The organism is Pseudoalteromonas sp. bablab_jr010 (genome assembly GCF_016464105.1).
Lineage (GTDB): Bacteria > Pseudomonadota > Gammaproteobacteria > Enterobacterales > Alteromonadaceae > Pseudoalteromonas > Pseudoalteromonas simplex.
This window is the reverse complement of the sequence record NZ_JACDWV010000208.1, coordinates 1-21,584: the sequence shown is the minus strand read 5'-3', so window position 1 is coordinate 21,584 and position 21,584 is coordinate 1. Positions and strand designations below refer to the sequence as shown.

Annotated in this window: 20 protein-coding genes and 7 tRNA genes; 10 read left to right on the top strand and 17 right to left on the bottom strand. The window is 41.2% G+C overall.

Annotation, left to right across the window (positions count from 1 at the left end):
• The 8 genes from JIG37_RS22400 to murB form a co-directional block, all read right to left on the bottom strand.
• On the bottom strand, positions 1-141 hold a 141-nt coding region (locus JIG37_RS22400; protein ID WP_244664431.1), incomplete at its 3' end, for a GTP-binding protein.
• A 137-nt stretch (positions 142-278) separates the two neighbouring features.
• Positions 279-354: transfer RNA gene (locus tag JIG37_RS22395), tRNA-Thr, on the bottom strand.
• Between the two features lie 13 nt (positions 355-367).
• Positions 368-442: transfer RNA gene (locus JIG37_RS22390), tRNA-Gly, on the bottom strand.
• Between the two features lie 44 nt (positions 443-486).
• Positions 487-571 (bottom strand) — tRNA-Tyr (locus tag JIG37_RS22385).
• A gap of 40 nt (positions 572-611) precedes the next feature.
• Positions 612-687: transfer RNA gene (locus JIG37_RS22380), tRNA-Thr, on the bottom strand.
• 117 nt (positions 688-804) lie between these two features.
• Positions 805-1,503 (bottom strand): type III pantothenate kinase, encoded by a 699-nt coding sequence (locus tag JIG37_RS22375; protein ID WP_199530317.1) that lies wholly within the window; start codon positions 1,501-1,503, stop codon positions 805-807.
• Entirely contained in the window at positions 1,500-2,492 is a 993-nt protein-coding gene (birA, locus tag JIG37_RS22370; protein WP_054554865.1) for a bifunctional biotin--[acetyl-CoA-carboxylase] ligase/biotin operon repressor BirA, read from the bottom strand. Before birA ends, JIG37_RS22375 begins: the two co-directional genes overlap by 4 nt.
• The gene (gene murB, locus JIG37_RS22365) at positions 2,489-3,499 is read right to left on the bottom strand and encodes a UDP-N-acetylmuramate dehydrogenase (protein WP_199530316.1); all 1,011 of its coding nucleotides are present in this window, start codon (positions 3,497-3,499) and stop codon (positions 2,489-2,491) included. The genes birA and murB overlap by 4 nt, the downstream gene beginning before the upstream one ends.
• A gap of 145 nt (positions 3,500-3,644) precedes the next feature.
• On the opposite strand from murB, the gene JIG37_RS22360 reads away from it, so the two are divergent.
• A complete protein-coding gene (locus JIG37_RS22360; protein ID WP_199530315.1) occupies positions 3,645-5,489 on the top strand; it encodes a M1 family metallopeptidase in 1,845 nt (614 codons plus the stop codon).
• A 52-nt stretch (positions 5,490-5,541) separates the two neighbouring features.
• Here JIG37_RS22360 and JIG37_RS22355 read toward each other — a convergent pair whose 3' ends face one another.
• Complete coding sequence (locus tag JIG37_RS22355; protein WP_138619628.1) at positions 5,542-6,171, bottom strand: DUF2057 domain-containing protein; 630 nt, start codon at positions 6,169-6,171, stop codon at positions 5,542-5,544.
• A gap of 105 nt (positions 6,172-6,276) precedes the next feature.
• On the opposite strand from JIG37_RS22355, the gene JIG37_RS22350 reads away from it, so the two are divergent.
• The 3 genes from JIG37_RS22350 (at position 6,277) to JIG37_RS22340 (ending at position 9,804) form a co-directional block, all read left to right on the top strand.
• Positions 6,277-6,648, top strand: a complete 372-nt coding sequence (locus tag JIG37_RS22350; RefSeq protein ID WP_054554869.1) for a histidine triad nucleotide-binding protein — start codon at positions 6,277-6,279, stop codon at positions 6,646-6,648.
• A 230-nt stretch (positions 6,649-6,878) separates the two neighbouring features.
• Positions 6,879-7,535: a response regulator transcription factor gene (locus JIG37_RS22345; RefSeq protein WP_054554870.1), complete on the top strand. Its 657-nt coding sequence runs from the start codon at positions 6,879-6,881 to the stop codon at positions 7,533-7,535.
• Between the two features lie 112 nt (positions 7,536-7,647).
• Positions 7,648-9,804, top strand: coding sequence for an ATP-binding protein (locus tag JIG37_RS22340; protein ID WP_054554871.1), 2,157 nt, complete (start codon positions 7,648-7,650; stop codon positions 9,802-9,804).
• Between the two features lie 188 nt (positions 9,805-9,992).
• On the opposite strand, the gene JIG37_RS22335 is transcribed toward JIG37_RS22340, so the two are convergent.
• From JIG37_RS22335 to nudE, 5 genes are all read right to left on the bottom strand, one after another.
• A tRNA-Met gene (locus JIG37_RS22335) sits at positions 9,993-10,069 on the bottom strand.
• 63 nt (positions 10,070-10,132) lie between these two features.
• Positions 10,133-10,209: transfer RNA gene (locus JIG37_RS22330), tRNA-Met, on the bottom strand.
• Between the two features lie 135 nt (positions 10,210-10,344).
• A tRNA-Met gene (locus tag JIG37_RS22325) sits at positions 10,345-10,421 on the bottom strand.
• A 138-nt stretch (positions 10,422-10,559) separates the two neighbouring features.
• Positions 10,560-11,357: a 3'(2'),5'-bisphosphate nucleotidase CysQ gene (cysQ, locus tag JIG37_RS22320; protein ID WP_199530314.1), complete on the bottom strand. Its 798-nt coding sequence runs from the start codon at positions 11,355-11,357 to the stop codon at positions 10,560-10,562.
• The gene (nudE, locus tag JIG37_RS22315) at positions 11,350-11,922 is read right to left on the bottom strand and encodes an ADP compounds hydrolase NudE (RefSeq protein ID WP_171037179.1); all 573 of its coding nucleotides are present in this window, start codon (positions 11,920-11,922) and stop codon (positions 11,350-11,352) included. Before nudE ends, cysQ begins: the two co-directional genes overlap by 8 nt.
• 61 nt (positions 11,923-11,983) lie before the next feature.
• On the opposite strand from nudE, the gene yrfG reads away from it, so the two are divergent.
• Positions 11,984-12,640, top strand: coding sequence for a GMP/IMP nucleotidase (gene yrfG, locus JIG37_RS22310; protein WP_054554874.1), 657 nt, complete (start codon positions 11,984-11,986; stop codon positions 12,638-12,640).
• On the opposite strand, the gene JIG37_RS22305 is transcribed toward yrfG, so the two are convergent.
• Positions 12,641-13,261, bottom strand: coding sequence for a dUTP diphosphatase (locus JIG37_RS22305; protein WP_138602654.1), 621 nt, complete (start codon positions 13,259-13,261; stop codon positions 12,641-12,643).
• 120 nt (positions 13,262-13,381) lie between these two features.
• On the opposite strand from JIG37_RS22305, the gene JIG37_RS22300 reads away from it, so the two are divergent.
• A complete protein-coding gene (locus JIG37_RS22300; RefSeq protein ID WP_054554876.1) occupies positions 13,382-14,011 on the top strand; it encodes a peroxiredoxin-like family protein in 630 nt (209 codons plus the stop codon).
• A gap of 32 nt (positions 14,012-14,043) precedes the next feature.
• On the opposite strand, the gene JIG37_RS22295 is transcribed toward JIG37_RS22300, so the two are convergent.
• On the bottom strand, positions 14,044-14,412 hold the full coding sequence (locus JIG37_RS22295) for a YacL family protein (protein ID WP_199530313.1): 369 nt from the start codon (positions 14,410-14,412) through the stop codon (positions 14,044-14,046).
• Positions 14,413-14,533: 121 nt separating this feature from the next.
• Positions 14,534-14,758: a hypothetical protein gene (locus tag JIG37_RS22290; protein ID WP_054554878.1), complete on the bottom strand. Its 225-nt coding sequence runs from the start codon at positions 14,756-14,758 to the stop codon at positions 14,534-14,536.
• A 259-nt stretch (positions 14,759-15,017) separates the two neighbouring features.
• Here JIG37_RS22290 and uvrD point away from each other — a divergent pair, with 259 nt between their 5' ends.
• The 4 genes from uvrD (at position 15,018) to JIG37_RS22270 (ending at position 21,235) form a co-directional block, all read left to right on the top strand.
• Complete coding sequence (uvrD, locus tag JIG37_RS22285; RefSeq protein ID WP_138602659.1) at positions 15,018-17,183, top strand: DNA helicase II; 2,166 nt, start codon at positions 15,018-15,020, stop codon at positions 17,181-17,183.
• Positions 17,161-19,230 (top strand): GNAT family N-acetyltransferase, encoded by a 2,070-nt coding sequence (locus JIG37_RS22280; protein ID WP_187491169.1) that lies wholly within the window; start codon positions 17,161-17,163, stop codon positions 19,228-19,230. Before uvrD ends, JIG37_RS22280 begins: the two co-directional genes overlap by 23 nt.
• Positions 19,193-20,314, top strand: coding sequence for an ABC transporter substrate-binding protein (locus JIG37_RS22275; RefSeq protein WP_138602663.1), 1,122 nt, complete (start codon positions 19,193-19,195; stop codon positions 20,312-20,314). Before JIG37_RS22280 ends, JIG37_RS22275 begins: the two co-directional genes overlap by 38 nt.
• Positions 20,315-20,386: 72 nt before the next feature.
• Positions 20,387-21,235, top strand: coding sequence for a CZB domain-containing protein (locus JIG37_RS22270; RefSeq protein ID WP_138619624.1), 849 nt, complete (start codon positions 20,387-20,389; stop codon positions 21,233-21,235).
• Positions 21,236-21,584 lie beyond the last annotated feature (349 nt).

The window sequence follows — 21,584 nt, the reverse complement described above, 5'->3', positions numbered from 1 at the left end:
GAAGTCTTTAGCTACACCACCGTATACTTTTGCAAGTACGTTAGTGATTGCTGCTGTTAGAGTTGTTTTACCGTGGTCAACGTGGCCGATTGTACCAACGTTTACGTGCGGTTTTACGCGTTCAAACTTTTCTTTTGCCATGACGGAACCTATCAGTTTTGTGTATCTAGATTACATATGAAAATAATCCACCGAGGGTAGATTAATTTAATTTTTTCAAATTTCAAATAGTTTTTTTCTGACAGATAAAGGAAGAAATTAAGATGAGTTCTCGATACTGGTGCTGATAGGCAGATTTGAACTGCCGACCTCACCCTTACCAAGGGTGCGCTCTACCAACTGAGCTATATCAGCAACACCAGAAGTCTGGAGCGGGCAGCGGGAATCGAACCCGCATCATCAGCTTGGAAGGCTGAGGTAATAGCCATTATACGATGCCCGCATAGGAACCTGTTCTTAAACTACCTCTAACCGTCAAGAATAAAGTGGTGGAGGGAGCTGGATTCGAACCAGCGAAGGCTGAGCCGTCAGATTTACAGTCTGATCCCTTTGGCCGCTCGGGAACCCCTCCACGAAAATTCTTTACTAAGTCACTTCCGGTAAAAGGAAAGTGGTGCCGACTATCCGAGTTGAACGGATGACCTACTGATTACAAGTCAGTTGCTCTACCAACTGAGCTAAGTCGGCACTGCTTTAGTACGGGGCGAGATTCTAAGGTAAGGTTTATTGTGATGCAACCATAAAATTAAAAAAAATGTGAATTTATGTGTTAAACGCTCACTATTCAGGCAAATTGCCGTATTTTTACTGCTTTATAGCTAATTCACGCCAATAATTCAGTCCTTTAAACACGAGCAAGCTGTCAAACTTAGCATCTATATATGTATCTGCTAACAATTTGCCATAACCACCAGCAAATAATAACTGACACCCCTGTTGGTTAAGATGTTGTTTTGCTTGCTCGATTGCGCCTAGAGTAGCAACCATGGCACCATTTTTTAGGCCATTTGGCGTATTACGCCCTAACTCAGTCGTAAATGGGATTTGCTCATCATCAAACACACGTTGCGTATTTTGGGTAAGTGAAGAGGTCATTAAATCAAGGCCAGGTAAGATCCAACCACCTAGATGCGCACCTTCTTGGTTTAGCACATCAATTGTCGTTGCAGTACCGGCATCAATAATAATGCAGTTTTGCGCGGGATATTCGACATACGCAGCTATTACCGCGAGCCAACGATCAATTCCTAGATTTTGATACTGCTGATAGGCACAGCTTAACGTGTTTAGCTTTGCACTCACCTCTGCTTCAAAGTAAGGAACGGCATATTGCTGCGCCTGTGCTAATAACGGTTTAAGTAGCTCGGTGTTACCCACGCACGCATAGACCAGCTCTGTTATTTGTGACCAAGGTAACTTGCTGAGTTCACAGGTTTGGTAATCCTTACCATCAAACAAAACGGCTTTAATTGCGGTATTGCCAACATCCACTAATAATTTCATAGCTCAGCCTTACGTAATGAAATTTCACCACCATAATAACTTTTCACTTCGCCGTCTTGGCGAATACGCACGCCACCTTGGTTATCAATTCCTTCACAAATACCACGCCAGCTACGATGACCCGTATTGAGCTCAACACACTCACCAGCAAATGCATTTAATTGATTCCACTGTAGATACATATCGTTTAAACCTGATTGCTGATACTGAGCTAAGCGTTTTTCTAAATAAAAGCACAAATAGGCCACCAGCTTGTTTTTATCTAATCCCTGTACATGCTGGCTTAAATCAGTCCATGCTTGATCTATGTGTTGGCTAACACTTTCTGGCATATGTAAATTGATACCTATACCTATTACAAGCTGGCAAGGCCCCTGCGGCTGACCATCAAGCTCAACTAATACACCCGCTAATTTTTCACGGTTTAAGTAGATATCGTTTGGCCACTTAAGCTCTACATCCAATTGATATAAGGCTTTAAGCGTATCGTAAACAGCAAGCCCAACAGCAATAGATACCCCCATAGCAGCTTGCAAACCATCATCCAAACGCCAAAAGTAACTAAAGTATAAGTTTGCGCCAAATGGAGATTGCCAAACGCGCCCACGGCGCCCTCTTCCCGCTTGCTGCATTTCTGCAACTAATACGCTTCCAGATGGCAGTGATACTTCTGTTTGCAAACGGCGCATTAACTCACTGTTGGTTGAGTCAATAATAGGCTGCACTTCAACATTAGCGGTGCTGCCACCTAACTCATTATAATGCAGACCAATTTTATCTTTGTTCAGTAAGCCCGCACTATTATTTAGGCAATACCCTTTACCCGTAACCTTAAATATATCGAGCCCCATCTCCTGCAAAGAGTGAATATGTTTACCCACTGCTGCACGGCTAATACCGAGCTGCTCGCCCAATTGCTGACCAGAAATAAAACCACCGGTATTTAGAGCTTGTAAAATAGCGAGCTTATTTCCATCTGGCGCTTTCATGATGAAGCTCCCAATTCAATGTGGCATTCATGTTCAGCATTGATCAGGCGTACTTCATGCTGTAAAGCAATCTGATATTTATGCCAAACCTGTTGTTGTACATGCTTTACCATGGCAATTAAGTCATCACCTGTACTATTACCGTGGTTTACTAGCACTAACGCTTGCTGCTGATGCACTTCAATACCTGCGACCTTAAAGCCTTTTAACCCAGCTTGCTCAATCAACCACCCCGCCGCAACTTTATAATGCTCAGCATCCACAAAGTAATGAGGTAGCTCTGGGTAGCTTTTTAAAAGTAACGCAAGTTGCTCATTCCTGATCACTGGGTTTTTGAAAAAACTGCCTGCATTTGCAAGTTCACTGGGGTTTGGTAGTTTGCTGTTTCTGGTTGTGATGATTTGCTCAAATACCTGCTGTGGAGAGGGTTCTGAAAGCAGTTGCAATGGTCCATAACTAAGCACTGGCTGCCATTTCTTAGGTAACAGCAACCCTACTTGGGTGATCACCGCTTGATTTTTCAGTGCATGCTTGAAGATAGAGTCACGATAGCCAAATTGGCATTCGCCTTTAGTTAAGCGCTTTATGGTTTTGGTGGCAATATCAAAGTATTCGACATAACTCACAAACTTTTCAAGTTCTACACCGTAAGCACCTATATTTTGCACTGGTGCAGCACCAACAGTCCCAGGTATTAAAGCAAGGTTTTCAAGCCCAGGCATGTCATTAGCAATAGTCATAGCAACTAATTGGTGCCAGTTTTCTCCGGCTGCAATGTGTAATAAAAAGCCATCGTTTTGCTGCTCTATGTCGATGCCCTTCGTATTCATGTGGATCACAGAACCTTGGTAGTCAGATAAAAACACCGTATTACTGCCTTCACCTAAAATACAAAACGGCGCAGAAAAGTCTGTGCTTAAAAGCTGATTCACTTCATCAATTTGATAAAAATGCTGGCATTGGCTTGGCAAAGAAAAGGTATGAAAAGATTGCAGGGACTGAGCCACAAAACGCCTCAAAGGTTACCGGTAACTAATCGCATTAGTGTAACCTATCGTCGCAAAATACGCATTAGATTGTAAAAATCACTCAACCCACTGCACTAATCATGTTATAAAACGGGCTCTTTTTCATTTCCGTTCCAGGGTTATTATGAAGTTTAAACCATTACTTTTAAGTCTTGCTATGGCCGGTGCTTGCTCTCAAGCAACTGCAGATGCAATCAGCCAGCACACTTACGCAAACTTAGATGACGTAACAACCACTCACCTACTACTAGATTTAGATGTTGATTTTGATGACAAACAACTAGAAGGTTTTGTTGAGCACACGCTAGATTGGCACAATGCAACAAGCAAAACACTGGTACTTGATACACGCGATTTAGATATCGACAAAGTAATGTATCAAGATCAAAAAGGCAGCTGGCACAAAGCTGACTTCACCCTTGCTGCACGTGATGACGTAAAGGGCTCAAAATTAACAATTAAATTTAAAAGCCAAGCGGTTAAAGCACGTATTTACTACAACAGCCGCCCAGAAGCTTCAGGTTTACAGTGGTTAACACCAGAGCAAACAGCCAGTAAGTCACACCCATTTATGTACAGCCAATCACAAGCAATTCATGCTCGTAGTTGGATCCCAGTACAAGATACGCCAGCAATGCGCGTAACCTACTCGGCACGTATTCACACTCCTAAAGACATTCGTGCGGTAATGAGTGCTGATAACAAAGATGCACTTTATAAGGACGGCGATTATCTCTTTAATATGCCACAACCAATTTCGCCATACTTAATCGCAATTGGTGCAGGTAATTTAGAATTTAAAGCCATGTCTAAGCAAACGGGTATCTTTGCTGAGCCAACAATTTTAGATGCATCAGTTGCTGAGTTTAACGACACGCAAGCGATGATCGATAAAACTAACGCGATGTATGGCGAATACGCATGGGGTCGTTATGACTTATTAATGCTACCGCCAAGCTTCCCATTTGGTGGCATGGAAAACCCACGTTTATCATTCATCACACCAACGGTTGTTGCTGGCGATAAAAGCTTAGTAAACCTAATTGCTCACGAGCTTGCTCACTCTTGGTCTGGTAACTTAGTAACCAATGCGACGTGGGAAGACTTATGGCTAAACGAAGGTTTCACGTCTTACGTTGAAAACCGCATTATGGAAGAAGTGTTTGGCCGTGACCGTGCAGTGATGGAACAAGCGCTTGATGCAGCCGGTTTACGTGCATTACTTAAAACTCTGCCAGCACCAGATACGCGTCTTAACTTAAAACTAAATGGCCGCGATCCTGATGATGCATTTAGCTCGGTGCCTTACACTAAAGGTCAACTTTTCTTAATCTATCTAGAAAACAAATTTGGCCGTGATAAGTTCGACCCATTCGTAAAAGCTTACTTTGATCAGTTTTCGTTTAAGTCTCTAACAACCGCTCAATTTGTTACTTACTTAAAAGCAAATCTGATCGACAAATACCCAGGCGTAGTCAGCATGGATAAAGTTAATGAGTGGATCTTTGAGCCTGGTTTACCAAGCGATGCCCCTAACCCAACGTCTGATGCTTTCGATAAAGTTGATGCTGTAACCAAAACATGGTTAAACGGCGAAATTAGTGCAGCCCAGTTACCAACAGCGGATTGGTCAGTTCACGAGTGGCTACACTTTTTGAATAACCTACCTCGCGATTTAAGCATTGAAAAAATGACTGAGCTTGATAATCAATTCAACCTAACACAGTCAACGAATGCTGAGCGTGCTTTCGCATGGTTTATGCTAGCGGTAGGTAATGGTTATCAACCAATTTACCCAGCGCTTGATGAACACCTATCAGGCATCGGTCGTCGTAAATTAATTGTGCCACTCTATAAAGCACTTATTAAAAACGGTAAAAAAGACTGGGCGCATGATGTGTACTTAAAAGCACGTCCGGGTTACCACCCGCTTGCACAAGGTACTGTTGACGACTTATTTGCAAAGTAAGTCATCAAACACAAAAAAGGCGCTGCAATCAGCGCCTTTTTTAATTATTTTATTAGTTACTTACTTTTTGTAAGAACGCACGGCGCTCTTCTGGGCTTGCTTGTTGCCACCAAAACTCAAGCATCGCAGCCGCACTTGGCATATTTTTCAAACCCGCTTGTCCGCCGGGTACTTTTGCAGGCAATGTGACAGGGACAGCAGTCGCAGGCTTGTTGCTTGTACTTGTAGCAGCAACTGGGGCACTGGCTACAGCTTGTGCAGGCGTGCTAGATGCACGATAGCTAACTATCGAAAGTGGCACAGCAAGTTCACTGCCCTTGGCTTTTAAGCTTACTTGCGGTGATTCAGCAAACACTTCTGCCGCAACAGCATTACTGGCACGATTAAACACTAGGTCATAGTCTTTGCCGCTCTCTACTGTGAGCTCAACCCAAAATGGCTCTGACTCAACAACTTGGTGGTCATCATAACCTTGCTCGTAAAGATCGGTATATTTCATCTTCACTTGGTAAGTACCAGGAGCAAGTTCAACATCGTCAACACGACTGAAAAACGACTGCTCAATAAGTCGCTCTCCGACTTGTAAGGGTACAAACTCTTCTGGAAAGTGAATAGTCTCAGCGACACTACTTAAACTATTTAATAGCATTAACGCACTACTCAGTAATACTAACTTACGCATGTTCACTCCTTGGTTGTTCAATTTACGGCAGTTTCAGTTTGACACTGCAAATAAAGTTTGTCATTAGTGGGCGGTCATTTAACCACATTTATAAGAGAGCTAAGTATGAGCCAAGAGACTATTTTTACAAAGATTATTAACCGAGAGATCCCAGCTGATATTGTATATGAAGACGAGTTATCTTTAGCTTTTAAAGATATTAACCCACAAGCCCCTTTTCATGTGCTGATCATCCCAAAAACACCAATAGCGACGATTAATGATGTTACAGAAGAAAATGCATCTTTAGTCGGTCATTTATATGTGGTTGCTGCCAAACTTGCCAAACAGTTTGGCTTTAGTGAAGACGGTTTTCGCGTCGTAATGAACTGTAATGACCATGGCGGACAAACTGTGTACCATATACACCTACATATGCTGGCAGGTAAAACAATGGGCTGGCCTCCTTATCAAGACAAGAAAAAAACCAATCTCTAATATTTTAGTATGTAAAAATATGTAAAAGGTAGAACAAAGATACTGTTTTTGTCTATAATAGTGACAGATCAGCTAGTTAATGTATTGCAATTAGTTAACTAGCTGTATTTTTTGACACAAAATAGACACAAACTGTACTTTTCCTGCACAAGTCTCAGAAATTTCTAATACGAAAGGGGTGGATTGCGTGATAGGATGCAATTGTCAACTTTTTTCAAGAGTGAATAAATATGAGTAGTTCAGCCTTTTTATTATTAGATCCAGAACCGATTAACACGATTGGTGTAAATGTATTAGAACCATTGTTAAAAACACAAGGACTTACTGTGACAACTGGTACTGATATTTCTGAAGTACCTGAAGGCACACGATTGCTATTCATTGAAACGTCAAGTACAGATCCGTGGGGAAAACTAAAGGAGCAATTAGTTAATCTACGAATTAAATGCGATATTGTTTTATTTAATCTAGATGAAAACCCAGAACTAGCTAATCGCGCTCTTCTAAGTGGCATAAGAGGTGTATTTTACACCACGGATAACGCCGATGTGCTAATGAAAGGCATTCGTTTGTTACTTGAAGACCAACTCTGGTACCGTCGTGATATTATGTGTAATGCACTTAACCGTATGTTGCAGTTTAACAAAGACGCACTACATAAATTAACAGACGGTGATATCGAACCAGTTAAGCTTACCAAACGTGAAAAAGCTATTATTTCATTAATGAGTAAAGGTTCGAAAAACAAAGAAATAGCTGAAGATTTAAGTATTAGTCCGCATACAGTGAAAACTCACTTATACAGTGCATTTAGAAAAACTAAGTGTCGTAATCGTATTGAGTTACTATCTTGGGCTCAGCAAAACATTCCTGACGAAATTCGTTAAACGAAATACCCTACTTGTTAAAACAGACGCTACTGCGTCTGTTTTTGTTTCTGGTTGCTAATCACTGTAATTGACTTTATGCTCAAACTGATTGCCAAACACTGGAAATACAATGCTCGACTCAGCTACTTTATATTACGCCAGCGCTGCCATGATGGCAGTAATGACCCTTCTTAATTACCTTACTTGGCGAACCAACAATAAGACTCCGGGCACCTTACTCTATATTTTTTATCCACTTGTGATGTTTGCATCAGTAATGAGTTTTGCACTACATGGCCATATTAATAACCTTGCCAGTGTTGCCATTGCAAATACTCTACTGTTTAGTGCCTCAATCATCCATGTACTCGCAATTTGTCAGTTTTTGAATGCCAAATGCGTTGGCTTTAAAACCTTTGTTTCGATCACAGTCGCTTTAGCTATCACTATGATTTACCTTGCTACTGACAGCGCAGAGTTACGCAGCCGAATATTGGTTTCTGACCTTCAACATATTGTTGAATCATTGTTTTTACTGGCTTTGTTTATTCGTAATGGCCGTAAAAGTTACCCTAATGGCAGTATTGTTTATATTTTAATTCTCAGCATTATCCTAGCGGTGTTTACTGGCCGTACTTTAATGATGGGAGATATTACAACCGCCAACCTATTATCTGCAGACTGGTTTAGTTTCACTTTATTTATTAATGGCGTAATAGCTCCAATGTTCTATGCTACAGGCATGGCACTACTATGTAATGAAAGGCGTGAGCAAAACCTTAATCAACTCACCGAAAAAGCCCATAAAGATTTAGAAATAAGAGGTTTGTTCTTATCAACTATTAGTCATGAAATTCGCACACCGTTAAACGGTATTTTAGGTAGTGCACAGTTGATCATGAACCAATCGAGTGACCCCCGTGATAAACCTTATTGCGAAGCAATTATTAACTCCGCTGAATCATTAAATTTATTAGTAGATAAAGTTCTCGACTACGCCAGCTTAGATCAACGAGATGAAGCACTTTATGAAGAGGATGTTGAGTTTAAAACTTGGCTAAATAATCTTTGCCTACTTCTCAGCCCCCTAGCAGAACAAAAACACTTAAAGTTTGAGTTGATATATGATTTGCCAGAACAGGCATGTTATTACTGCGACCAACAAAAACTCAGGCAAGTTATTATAAACTTAGTAGGTAACGCAATTAAGTTTACTGACCAAGGAGCCGTAAAGATTCATGTGAAGCTTCTTAATGAAGGCCAACTAGACCACCTAGTTAGAGTAAGTGTGATTGACTCAGGCCCTGGTATTGAAGATGAAGAAATAGCCTACCTCACTGAACCATACGTGCAAAGTAGTGCAGGTAAAGAGAAAGGAGGCACAGGCCTTGGCTTAGCAATTACCAGCCGGCTACTCGAAAAGTTAGGCAGTAAACTCAATATAGAAAGTGAGCTTAAAAAAGGCAGTACTTTCAGCTTTGATATTTCACTTGCTATTGGTGAGCTTAGCCTTGTTGAACAGCGTCACCAATCAAAGGATTATGTTACTGGCCTAGACGTGTTATTAGTTGAAGATCTCGATTTAAATCAGAAAATTGCCATCGAATTTATGGCTGATGATGAGCACAAGATAAAACTTGCAAAAGATGGCAATAGCGCAATTGAACTGATGCAAAAACATCACTTTGATGTGGTATTACTCGATATGAATTTGCCTGATTTAACAGGGCAAGAAGTCTTAAAAAAGCTAAAAAATATCGACCATTTAAATCAACGCACGCCAGTATTAGCATTTACCGCTAGCCTCAGTCCAGATGAAATAAAAGAGTATTTATCACTAGGTATAAAAGATATTGTAGGCAAACCAATAAAGCAGCAGAAATTACGTCAAGCTCTGAGCGATTCACAAACAAACCAATCTGCGAGTATCGCGGTGGAATTACGAGATACACTTTACGATGAAACGGCAGCTGCTACATTGATAAGCTCATTCAGCGAGGATGAGGTATCATCGATTTACAATGAGTTTGTTTTATCTGCTAGAAATAAACTCATTCGTTGTCAACAACTTGTAGATGATGATAAAGAGCAGTGCATCAAACTGATTCACCGTCAAGCAAGCACAGCATTGCAGCTAGGATTTAATCGATACGGTACAGAGCTGAAGCGCATCGAACGTAAGTTACTTGATAACAAGCCCTTAAAAGAACTATTAACCGAAGCCCTAATACTTTGGCAAGAAAGTCTACAAGCTTACCTTAAGCATGCTAGGCGTGAGTTATCATAGCGGTAAGCGAGCATTGTAGGCGCGATTTTATATCGCGCAATATTCAAAAGATAACGCGCGAAATAACACGATTCGGCTTCAAACTGATTGTGATATGATTACTTAAGACTTACTTTTTCAGGCATAAAAAAACACGCTTTCGCGTGCCTACTTATCAAACTCATTTAATTTTAATCTTCAATTTCAGTTGGTTGCGGGAGCCGGATTTGAACCGACGACCTTCGGGTTATGAGCCCGACGAGCTACCAGGCTGCTCCATCCCGCGCCTGAAATTGTAGATTTATTTAAAGTTGCTTTACATAACAACTTGGCTTCCAATTCAAAAAATTGGTTGCGGGAGCCGGATTTGAACCGACGACCTTCGGGTTATGAGCCCGACGAGCTACCAGGCTGCTCCATCCCGCGCCTGAATATTAAGTTTATTTTACTTCTCACTTAATTTAAGAAGTTGGTTGCGGGAGCTGTGAAGGTGAAGAGTGAATGCCTCACGCCGTGACGACGACCTTTATAGTTCCAACATTACACCAATCTTTTAAAAATTGGTTGCGGGAGCCGGATTTGAACCGACGACCTTCGGGTTATGAGCCCGACGAGCTACCAGGCTGCTCCATCCCGCGCCTGTAATCTCTAAGTAACATGAGCATGTTAACGACGCCCTGTTTCAGAGAGAGCGCTATCATATAGCAATAAGATTAGAAATCAAGGGTTATAGTGACAAATTTAACTCAAGTGAACAAAAAGCACACAAAACAAAGTTAAAATGCACGCTGATGAGGACTAATCATTTTTTGCCACTCCCAATCGGGGTGACCCATCACGATAAAATCAGGGTTTTCTGTGCTTTCTCGTTGATTGTAAGTTAACGGATTGAATTCAGCATCGGTAATGCAGCCACCGGCCTCTTCAACAATCACTTGTGACGCACCAGTATCCCACTCACCAGTTGGTCCGATACGTAAAAAGCAATCAGCTTTACCCTCTGCAATAATACAGGCTTTTAATGAGCATGAGCCTAATGCTACTGTCGCAAACTGAGTGTTTAAATACTGACTGACCGCTTCAATTTTTTGTCTGCGGCTTACTGCTAAGGTTAAATTATCGGGTGTTGCTACTGAAATTTGTTGATCTTGGCCATTTGCACGTTTAAATGCGCCATTTTGATAACTTGCAAAATAAGTCACTTGTTTCGCTGGCCAATGAATAACACCCAGCACTGGGCGATTATTTTCAACTAAAGCGATATTGACTGCAAAATCACCGCTTTCAAGTATAAACTCCCCGGTACCATCCATAGGATCAAGCAACCAATAACGGTGCCAATCTTTTCTATCTGCCAGCGCTGGGATCGGTGTTTCTTCTGACATAATTGGAATATCGGGGGCTATGCTCTTCAAACCCGCCATTAATACATCATTTGATGCTAAGTCAGCCTTGGTGACCGGAGTATGATCTGACTTTTGCTCAGCACCAATATCATCCTGCTGATAAATGGCCATAATGGCATCGCCTGCTTGCTCAGCTAACCGAATACACGGTTCTAAAAAATCATTCATTGCCCGCTCCCGACTCTAAGTACTTTGTTAATAATAGCAAAGCTGCGACACTTCGTGCTTCAGTAAAGTCTTCTTGTTGCAATAATGATTGCCAATCAGTTATTGGCCATTTTACAACGACAAGCGGTTCTGGCTCATCACCAGGTAAGGTTTCAGGGTAGAGATCTTCAGCATACAAAATATGCATCGTGGCATTAAAGTAACTTGGCGCCATGCTGACTTTTTTTAGTTCAGCGAAATGCTTAGCACCAAAACCAACTTCTTCTTTAAGCTCCCGGTCTGCAGCTTGCTGAGGTGTTTCGCCTGGGTCAATTAAGCCCTTTGGAAAACCCAACTGATAATCATTGGTGCCTGCACAATACTCTCGCACTAATAACAGTTCGTTATCGGCCGTTACTGGCACTATCATCACTGCACCTCTGCCACCGCCACGAATTCTTTCGTATTGCCTTTGTTCATCATTTGAAAACTTCAATTCGAGAGACTCAACAGTAAATAGTCGACTTTTAGCGACAACTTCATTAGACAAAATTTGCGGTGGTGTAGGATGCTTTTTCTGTGTCATTGGCATTAATTTGCTATCATGGCAGTTATGCTCATCATAAATCTTTTAAAGTGAATTGCCTATGTTAAATTGGTCAAAAATCGATACTGTGTTGTTAGATATGGATGGCACCCTACTCGATTTGCATTTTGATAATTACTTTTGGCTAACCGTTATTCCCGAGCAATATGCGCGTAAACATAAAATCAGTTTAGACGCAGCAAAAGCTGACATTTTACATCGTTATCAACAAGTTCACGGACAAATTAATTGGTACTGTTTAGATTATTGGCAGCAGCAACTTGATTTACCAATTATGGCACTGAAACGTGACATTCAACATTTAATCAGAATTCGTGAAGATGTTCCGCCGTTCTTAACTGAGCTTAGAAAAGCAGGCAAGCAATTGATCATGCTTACTAACGCGCACCCAGATTGTGCCATGTTAAAGTTTGAACACACTGCTATCGATAATTACTTAGATGGGGTGATCTCAACTCACCAATATGGCGTGAGTAAAGAGCATCAACCATTATGGCAACAAGTACATCAAGAATGGCAGTTTGATAAGGAACGGACTTTATTTGTGGATGACAGCCCCGCCGTGCTAGATGCGGCAAAAGAGTTTGGTATTGGTCATATACTTGCGGTTGCCAACCCTGATAGTCAGCAACCGCATAAACAGTTCGATGGCTTTTTATCGACCATCGATTTTCGCGAGTTTATACCCGTTAAATAATTACTTCGGGTAACGCTGCTCTAAGCCTTGGTATACAAGTTTTGCAAAATCTGCATGCTCTGTATCTAGGCTTTTTACCACTTCAACTAAGTGCTCGTTATCTTCTTGGCCATTCCACACTTTGATATAACTACCATCTTTGTAGCCATGATCTTGGCGGAAGAAGTTCAAGGTATTTTTACCAACATAGCCACGGTATAAGTCATCGATATCCATACCAATTTGCGCCATACAACCTGCAAATGCGGCTGCATTAAAACTCTTTTCAGCGACTGCTGACCCAGCTAACACTTCGAGTGTTTGTTTAAAATCATCGGCTTGAACTGGTGCATTTAACTCAGCTTCAAGTTGTGCAGCTAACTGCTCATAGCTGGTTTCACCATCAATACGTAAAGATAAACCAAAATGGAAAATATCAACTAACTCTAAAATAACTTGTTCTGTATCTGGGGTTTGTTTTTTCCACCACTTCCAACCGTAGTGATCCAGCATTTCAGCACACTCAACCCAAATTGCACGATACCATTCAAAACCTTGGCTAAACCATTGCTCATGAACTTTAGTATTCATCGCATTTTGCATCTCGAGCATAACAACGAGTTTTTGTAAATTAGCAGACATTCTTTATCCCAACTTGCATTTTCAATTATGTATATACTACAGATAATTTTGTCATTGATGAAATAAAAACACATATGATCAGGTCTGCTTTGCAGTTGATAAAAATAACCGAGGAAGCCTATGTTTAAATCTCTACTCATTAGTGCACTATTTGTACTATCAAGCCAAGTTATTGCCGCGACTGCAACCAATATTGCCGAATCAGCAGAGCAAGTTAGCCCATTATTACCCGGCTTAGCAGTGCCAAATATTGAGTTAAAAGATCAATACGGTAAAACCGTCTCACTCGCTGAGCGTTTTAAAGAAAAAACGACTGTGCTCATTGTTTATCGTGGTGGCTGGTGCCCATATTGTTCAAAGCAATTGGCCAATGTCCAAAAAATTGAGAAAGAGCTAGCGGATTTAGGAGCACAGATAATTGCCGTTTCGCCAGATAGTCCTGAAAAGCTCGCTGAATCAAAAATTACTTCACCAAACTATCAATTATTGTCTGACGACAGCCTTTTGTTGGCACAAAAGTTAGGTTTAGCGTTTTACTTAGATGACAAAACAGCAAAGATTTACCGCAACAAACTTGGGGTTAACTTTGTCTCGTTAGAGGGCGAAGTGAAAGTAGCGTTACCCGTACCTGCAGTGTTTGTGATAGACACTAATGGGTTAGTTAATTTTCAATACGCCAACCCAAATTACAAAGTACGCTTAACAGAAGATTTATTACTAGCCGCTGTTAAATCAGTGAGCGAGCAATAATTTAGTAATCGATAAGCAGAATATGCTTCTGCTTATCGGCCTTGTGTAAATTCTTGCCAAGATTCAATTAAATCAACAAAGTCTTCAAAACCACAGCCACTACACAAGCCTTCTTCTTCAAGCATTAAATCATCATCTTGGTAGGCAACTAAGTCTTCGTTGTCTTGATGTAACGCATGTGCTTCGAATAGCGCTTCGTCTTTACTTAAGATCAAATCAATTTCTTGACCTTGTAAGGTTAAAGACTCATGACTGCTCTTAACCGCGGAGATTAATGCTTGTACCATCGCGATTTTTTCTTTACCGATTTCTTCGTTTAGCCAACGGCCTATGACGGCATGTTCAGAGGAGATTTTAATGCGTAAACCGCTAATAGGATCGCGGATAAATTGATATTCCATGGAGGGTACTCTTAATACGTTATCTGCTAATTATATCGTTTGCAGCTAAACGTGGCGAGTTTTGTAGTCTTAAATCAGCACGAGCGCCAACATGGCGCTCGTGTTTATGCTATTAAAATAGCTAGAGTCGCGATTTGAAGCGCGCAGCATCAATAATCGCCCATAGGTATACGATTGGCAGTAAAATAAAGCCAACTGCAACGTAAATTAGTGCCCCACTAATAACCCATGCTAAAAAGAATGCAATAGCCGCCATTAAACGGCCTTGTACCAATTGCCCTAAACCAGGAAAAAAGATATTACATATTGCTGCGATTACATTACCGCCAGAACCTTGCTCTGCCATACTAACCTCTGTAGTTTTTAATGATTATACTTTTAGTAAACACACTTTATGCCAACTTATTATGGCTTACAAATCAGAGTGTTAAAAAGTATCGTTATTTTGATTTTAGTTTTTTTTGCTAAAAATCGGTCAAATTCACAATTTTAATACTTCAATTTTAATGACTTGCCAAAATAGCTGTTTATAAAAACAGTATTTTATTTAGCCTTGCATAAACACCTGTTATACTCCACCCATTATAGATTGAAAAGGCGTAACGATGGACGTTTCTGAATTACTCGATGGCTTAAATGACAAACAACGGGATGCAGTCGCAGCCCCATTGCAAAATATGCTAGTACTTGCAGGTGCAGGTTCTGGTAAAACTCGAGTACTTGTTCATCGCATCGCATGGCTCATGCAAGTTGAGCAAGCTTCTGCATACAGTATCTTTGCGGTAACCTTCACAAATAAAGCCGCGAAAGAAATGCGCACTCGTGTAGAAGAAACGTTAAAAGCACCGGTTGGTGGTATGTGGATTGGTACTTTCCACGGCTTATCTCATCGTATTCTGCGCGCCCATCACCGTGAAGCGAACTTGCCTGAAAGCTTTCAAATTTTAGATTCTGACGATCAACAACGTATGATCAAACGCTTACTTAAAGCGATGAACATCGATGATAAAAAGTGGCCTGCAAAACAATTTGGTTGGTATATCAGCGCGAAAAAAGATGAAGGTCTGCGCCCTAAAGACATTCAAGCCTACGATATTAATGAGCAAATGATGCTGAAAGTCTATGCTGCATATCAAGAGGCTTGTGACCGCGCAGGTTTAGTCGACTTTGCAGAAATACTGCTGCGCTGCTACGAAGTACTTAAGAACCACCCAACACTTTTACGTCACTATCAACAGCGTTTTGCCCATATGCTGGTAGACGAGTTCCAGGATACCAATACGATTCAGTACGCTTGGTTAAAATTACTCGCAGGTAACACCAACAGTATTATGATCGTAGGTGATGATGACCAAAGTATCTATGGCTGGCGTGGCGCAAAAATTGAGAATATCAAACGCTTTTTAACTGACTTCGAAGCCGAAACCATTCGCCTTGAACAAAATTACCGTTCAACGGCAACAATTTTGAAAGCATCAAACGCGCTGATCAAAAACAATGCTGAACGCATGGGCAAAAGCCTGTGGACAGACGGCAATGATGGTGAGCCGATTTCAGTTTACGCTGCGTTTAATGAATTAGACGAAGCGCGCTTTGTTAGCAGCAAACTACGTAGCTGGCTAAATGCAGGTAATGCATTACAAGACGCCGCGATTTTATACCGTAACAATGCGCAATCTCGTGTACTCGAAGAAGCAATGCTACAAGAAGGTTTAAAATACCGTATTTACGGCGGTATGCGCTTCTTCGAGCGCCAAGAGATCAAAGATGCACTTTCGTATTTACGTTTAGTTGGTAACCGTCAAGATGATGCGGCTTTCGAGCGCGTTATTAACACCCCTGCTCGCGGCATTGGTGATAAAACACTAAGCCACATTCGTGATTGCGCGCGCAATGAGTCATTGCCACTTTGGTATGCCGCTAAAGCTATTATCGAGCAGCAGCACTTATCTGGCCGTGCAGCAAGTGCCGTGACAAAATTCTTAGAACTTGTTGAGCATATCGAAGATAAAATCAGCGATCTCACCCTAGAAGAGCAAGCGAAATACACCATTCAAAGCTCGGGGTTAATGGCAATGTATCAAGCTGAAAAAGGTGAAAAAGGCCGTGCCCGCGTAGAAAACTTAGAAGAGCTTATTAGTGCTTGTGGTCAATACGAACTTCCTGAAGATGAAGAGTTCAGCTCACCACTGCAAGGCTTTTTGGCATATACCTCTCTAGAATCTGGCGAAGGTCAAGCTGATGAGCACGAAGACGCGGTGCAAATGATGACACTGCACTCAGCAAAAGGCCTAGAATTCCCGCTGGTATTTATGGTGGGTGTTGAAGAGGGCATGTTCCCATCACAACAAAGTAATGAAGAGTCTGGTCGTTTAGAAGAAGAACGTCGCTTATGTTATGTTGGCATGACTCGCGCGATGGAAAAACTATATATTAGCCACGCAGAAAGCCGCCGTTTATACGGACAAGAAAAATACCACAGCCCATCACGCTTTTTACGCGAAATGCCTGAAGACTGTATCGAAGAAATTCGTATTAAAACACAGGTTTCAAGGCCACCTGCGGCAGGTCGTTTTAGTCCATCAGTAACACATGCCGCATTTGAAGATAGCGGCTTTAACTTAGGACAGCGCGTATTACACGCTAAGTTCGGTGCAGGAACCGTACTCAATTACGAAGGCAGCGGCGCACAGTCACGTATTCAAGTGAACTTTGATGATCTAGGCAGTAAATGGCTTGTAACACAGTATGCAAGACTTCAAGCCTTATAATGAGTATATAACAGCGCTATGTAATGAGCTGGTGATTGCAAAGCATCGCCAGCTTGTCATTGTGCAAGGCAGCGAAACTTGGTGCTATCAGTTTGCAAACCAATTAGCGCTAAAAAATACCTATGTTTTCAGTAGCAGCTCATTATTAGCAAATAGTGAGTTCCCAAAACATGCTCACCAGATTCTTGGTCAAGAGTTTCAACACGCAATTTTTGATGGTTTTAGCGGTTTATATGCCGATAAACTAGCCGCGCTTGCCGGTACCGTAAAAGCTGGTGGTGTACTTATATTACTGCTGCCCGATGATAATAACTGGCAAGACCCAGCACTCACAAGTATTACCTCTTATGGCGAAGCAATTAAACACAGCTTTTTTAATCAGCGCTTTTTCGCCAAGCTAAAATTGCAGCCACATTATTTTACTAAGCACTCGCCTCCTGCTTACCAATCTATTTCGCCAGCAACTGCTGAGATAAATTATCAGCAACAACAAGCATGTGTTGAGCAAATTATTAAAACCGCAACAGGGCGCGCTAATCGTCCTTTTGTGATCAGTGCAGACCGAGGTCGTGGTAAGTCAGCCGCTTTAGGGCTTGCAGCAGCAAGTCTTCAAGATAAAAGAATCCTAATTTGCGCCACCCAAGCTAAAGCCGTACAAACAAGCTTTAAACATTTAGCCGCTGAGCTTGGTGTTAGCAAAGAGCAAAACTGTAAGCAACTAGCTAACCTTAGTTACATTGCGCCAGATACACTGCTAAACGAAAAACCTGATTGCGATCTGTTATATGTCGACGAAGCAGCGGCGATTCCGGTTCCTATGCTATTAGAGATACTAAAAAGTTATCCACGAATCGTATTTGCTAGCACTATGGTTGGTTACGAAGGGAATGGGCGTGGTTACACGTTACGTTTTTTACATTACTTACGTAGCCAATTTAAATCGCTAAAGGCAATTACTTTGGATGAACCTGTTCGTTTCGCCAAGTATGACCCCCTCGAACATAGCCTACGTGAACTACTATTACTTGATGCAAAATACCTAGAAACGCAGAGTAAAGAGTCATATCAATTCGAAAGCATAAGCAAAGAGCAACTCATTGATGATGAGCAGTTGCTTAGCCAAATTATGGCGCTATTGGCGTTGGCTCATTATCAAACCACGGTAAACGACTTACGCCAATTGCTTGATGCCCCAGAGCTACAGCTATCTATCTGCAAACAAGAAAATGCATTAAAAGCCGTTTGCTTAATTGCTATTGAGGGTGGCTTAACGCCTGAGATTGCAGAGCAAGTTATAAAAGGAAAGCGTCGGCCACATGGTCATTTAATGGCGCAAACTCTGACTCAATTAAGCCGAAAAATAGAAGATTTGTGTAAACACTCAGCGAGAGTCGTGAGAATAGCTGTTGCACCTGAATGTCATCAGCAAGGTATAGGCTCAGCCCTGTTAAACCACTGCGAAAGCCAATTAAGCAATTGTAGTTATTTTGGTGCCAGCTTTGGAGCCAATGCAGCGTTAGTTAAGTTTTGGCAAAGTAATGGCTTCAACGTTGTTAAGCTTGGATTTAGTCATGACAAAGCAACGGCAGAACATGCTGCCTTAGTGGTTAAAGCATTAGATAAGCAAACGACAGATAGCGCAACACTGTTAATAGAAGAGTTTAAGCAAGATCTCTCTTTGCAACTCCTTGATCACTTTAGCTCACTTCCTTGGCAGCTTATTGCAGAGCTATTCAAAGGCTTACCAAAAAGTGAGCTATCTTCTGCCTTAGATGCAAGAGCTGAGCGGCTGTTAACTGGTGATATTAACCTCTTCCAAGTACAGCCATTGCTATGGCAAATACTTTGGAGCACACCAATTAGTCTAAATTTATTAGATGAACATACAAAGTTCATCCTTATTCGACTAGTATTACAGCAAACCTCTGTAAATAGCTTAATCGAAGAAGCCGGTTTTACAGGTAAAAAAGACTTAGAGTCACAGTTCAAAACCGCAGTGCAAGGTTGGTATGCTCACTATAAATCACTTCAAAATCACAGCCATTAAGTGTTTATGTATTTGTACCTTGCTACTACCTCAGATAGCTTTAGCTGAACACGCACAGCCTACCATTAAACTCGGCATGTCCACTGCGCTCACTGGACCCGCAAAGCAAATAGGCGAACAACTGGCGCTTGGCAGTAATATTTACTTTAATAAAATCAACAAAGAAAACGGTATTAATGGGCAAAGTATCGATCTGATTTTAGCTGATGATGGTTATGAGCCAAAAAATACCGTAGTGAATACTCGCGAGTTTTTATTTGATCAAAAGATCCATGCAATTTTTGGCTCTATGGGTACACCAACAGCCCATGCAATTAAACCTATTCTGGATAGGCACCGCATTCCATTTCTAATGCCATTTACAGGCGCTGATTTTTTACATAATAGCTCAATGCCAAATGTATTTAATCTTCGTGCGAGCTACCAAGATGAAGCCATAGAGCAAATTAATTATTTCGTGAAAGAGCGTAAGCATGAAAAAATTGGCTTGATGATCCAAGCCGATGAGTTTGGCTATATGGTAGAAAACAACCTTGTTAATGCATTAAAAATACATGGTATTAAACCTGTAGAAGTCGCTCGGTTTAAGCGCAATAGTGATGATATTTCAAAAGCTTTAGCGCTTCTAAAAGAAAGTAAAGCAACCGCAATTTGTTTAGTCGGCACTTACGAGCCTCTCGCTGAATTCATTAATGCAGCAAACAAACAAAACTTCAACCCAGACTATACTTCGGTGTCTTTCGTTTCGAGCCATGATTTATATCAGCGAGTGAAACAGCCCGCCAACATTATGGTCACTGAAGTGGTACCCGACCCTAATAACTGTAAAAACCCTTGGTGTAAGCAGTTTATTGAAGATATCGAGCCTTATCACACGAGTGCGAATAGAATTATATTTGAAGGTTATTTGAATGCCGTAGCATTGGTTAGCGCTGCCCAAAAATGCCCAACGCCTCTAAACAATCAATGTCTGCTGACCGAGCTAACTCACCTCTTCACTGACACATCTGAATTCGCTGATTTATTTAATAGTCATAGTGCTGGAAATAATAAAAAAATCTACCGCTCCTATTTCAAAAAGTAATTTTGTAAATCCATCACTAAAAACATAATAATGTTCTATGCTATAAAGACTTAACAAGGCTTTGAGGGAAATATGGATCTGATTAATTTCCGAGTTGGGCACAAGACCATTTCATTAAAAATTCTTGATATTCTTCTAACTGAACGTTATGAGGGTAATTTAACGTCATTGCCCAATGAAAATAAGAGCTTTATCGGGGTCAAAGATTATATGGACACGCCGACCCCCATATTTGATTTGGGGGTAGTTTTAAATAACAGGTCAACATACGAAGTAAATGCCGCGCTTTCAGAATTATTAGTTGAAAGAGAAAAAGAGCACTTAGAATGGCTTAATGTATTAGAAAACAACCTATCTACTGGAACATCCTTCACAAATTCGCTAGATCCAAGTAAGTCCTCATTTAGTCGCTGGTACAAAGATTTCGAGACTGATAATGAAGATCTTAAGAGCATTGTTGCCAAACTTGAAAAGCCCTACCATGCACTACATGTTATGGCTAGCGAACTTCTAGAAGTACGGAAAACACAGTCAAAAGATTCTGTAATTATTTTATTTGAAGAAAAAAAACGACAAACTCTTAATCAGCTAAACCGGTTGTTTGAATCGGCCCGAGAGCAGATAAGCCTTGATTACAAGCCAATCATCATTTTTACAACTAAAGACGGTGTAACACCTCATATAGGGCTTCTGGTCGATAAAGTCGAAGACAATATTAATGTTAAGAAAGAAGATATCAAACCTTTAGAGCAGCTTACCTCTGTTGGTTTTGATGTTGACCCACAAACTAAAAACATGATGCGCGGGCTAATTAAAATGAAGCATAAACACAGCTTACTATTAGACCCAAGCGCCATCTTCCGCCCAGAACACCTCATGCGCCACGAAGCAGAAGAAACCGAAGAGTATGGGCTTTTTTAGTCGCTAGTTAGCAAGTTTGAAAGAGTAAAGTTAGTGAGGGGAAAGTTGAAAGGCCTGGCGTAGGTTGGGTAGAGCGAAGCGAAACCCAACACATCACAGAGCTATCAGCTTTCAGCCGTCAGCGATCAGCCGCGTGGTGAAGGTGTTTGGTGCTGTGTCTTCATCTACCGAAGGTTCTTTAGCCATGAATGTTTTTGTTAAGGTCTGAATTCGGCACTGAAGTGCCTTATATGGACTCCTCCTATTGCACAATACCCTTCGTTAATTTTGTCAGACTGCGTGCTTATATGCGGGCTCATAATGAGGAGCTACCTCGGCCCTTTGATGTATTCGCGCCCTTGTGCCTCTT

Coding starts and splice junctions, on each gene's coding strand:
- nudE (WP_171037179.1), bottom strand. CDS start 11,922: ATGACACAGAAAAAGCATCCTACACCACCGCAAATTTTGTCTAATGAA.
- JIG37_RS22350 (WP_054554869.1), top strand. CDS start 6,277: ATGAGCCAAGAGACTATTTTTACAAAGATTATTAACCGAGAGATCCCA.
- cysQ (WP_199530314.1), bottom strand. CDS start 11,357: ATGAATGATTTTTTAGAACCGTGTATTCGGTTAGCTGAGCAAGCAGGC.
- JIG37_RS22360 (WP_199530315.1), top strand. CDS start 3,645: ATGAAGTTTAAACCATTACTTTTAAGTCTTGCTATGGCCGGTGCTTGC.
- JIG37_RS22345 (WP_054554870.1), top strand. CDS start 6,879: ATGAGTAGTTCAGCCTTTTTATTATTAGATCCAGAACCGATTAACACG.
- yrfG (WP_054554874.1), top strand. CDS start 11,984: ATGTTAAATTGGTCAAAAATCGATACTGTGTTGTTAGATATGGATGGC.
- JIG37_RS22275 (WP_138602663.1), top strand. CDS start 19,193: ATGCTCACTATAAATCACTTCAAAATCACAGCCATTAAGTGTTTATGT.
- uvrD (WP_138602659.1), top strand. CDS start 15,018: ATGGACGTTTCTGAATTACTCGATGGCTTAAATGACAAACAACGGGAT.
- JIG37_RS22300 (WP_054554876.1), top strand. CDS start 13,382: ATGTTTAAATCTCTACTCATTAGTGCACTATTTGTACTATCAAGCCAA.
- birA (WP_054554865.1), bottom strand. CDS start 2,492: ATGAAAGCGCCAGATGGAAATAAGCTCGCTATTTTACAAGCTCTAAAT.
- JIG37_RS22270 (WP_138619624.1), top strand. CDS start 20,387: ATGGATCTGATTAATTTCCGAGTTGGGCACAAGACCATTTCATTAAAA.
- JIG37_RS22375 (WP_199530317.1), bottom strand. CDS start 1,503: ATGAAATTATTAGTGGATGTTGGCAATACCGCAATTAAAGCCGTTTTG.
- JIG37_RS22340 (WP_054554871.1), top strand. CDS start 7,648: ATGCTCGACTCAGCTACTTTATATTACGCCAGCGCTGCCATGATGGCA.
- JIG37_RS22305 (WP_138602654.1), bottom strand. CDS start 13,261: ATGTCTGCTAATTTACAAAAACTCGTTGTTATGCTCGAGATGCAAAAT.
- JIG37_RS22280 (WP_187491169.1), top strand. CDS start 17,161: ATGCAAGACTTCAAGCCTTATAATGAGTATATAACAGCGCTATGTAAT.
- JIG37_RS22295 (WP_199530313.1), bottom strand. CDS start 14,412: ATGGAATATCAATTTATCCGCGATCCTATTAGCGGTTTACGCATTAAA.
- JIG37_RS22290 (WP_054554878.1), bottom strand. CDS start 14,758: ATGGCAGAGCAAGGTTCTGGCGGTAATGTAATCGCAGCAATATGTAAT.
- JIG37_RS22355 (WP_138619628.1), bottom strand. CDS start 6,171: ATGCGTAAGTTAGTATTACTGAGTAGTGCGTTAATGCTATTAAATAGT.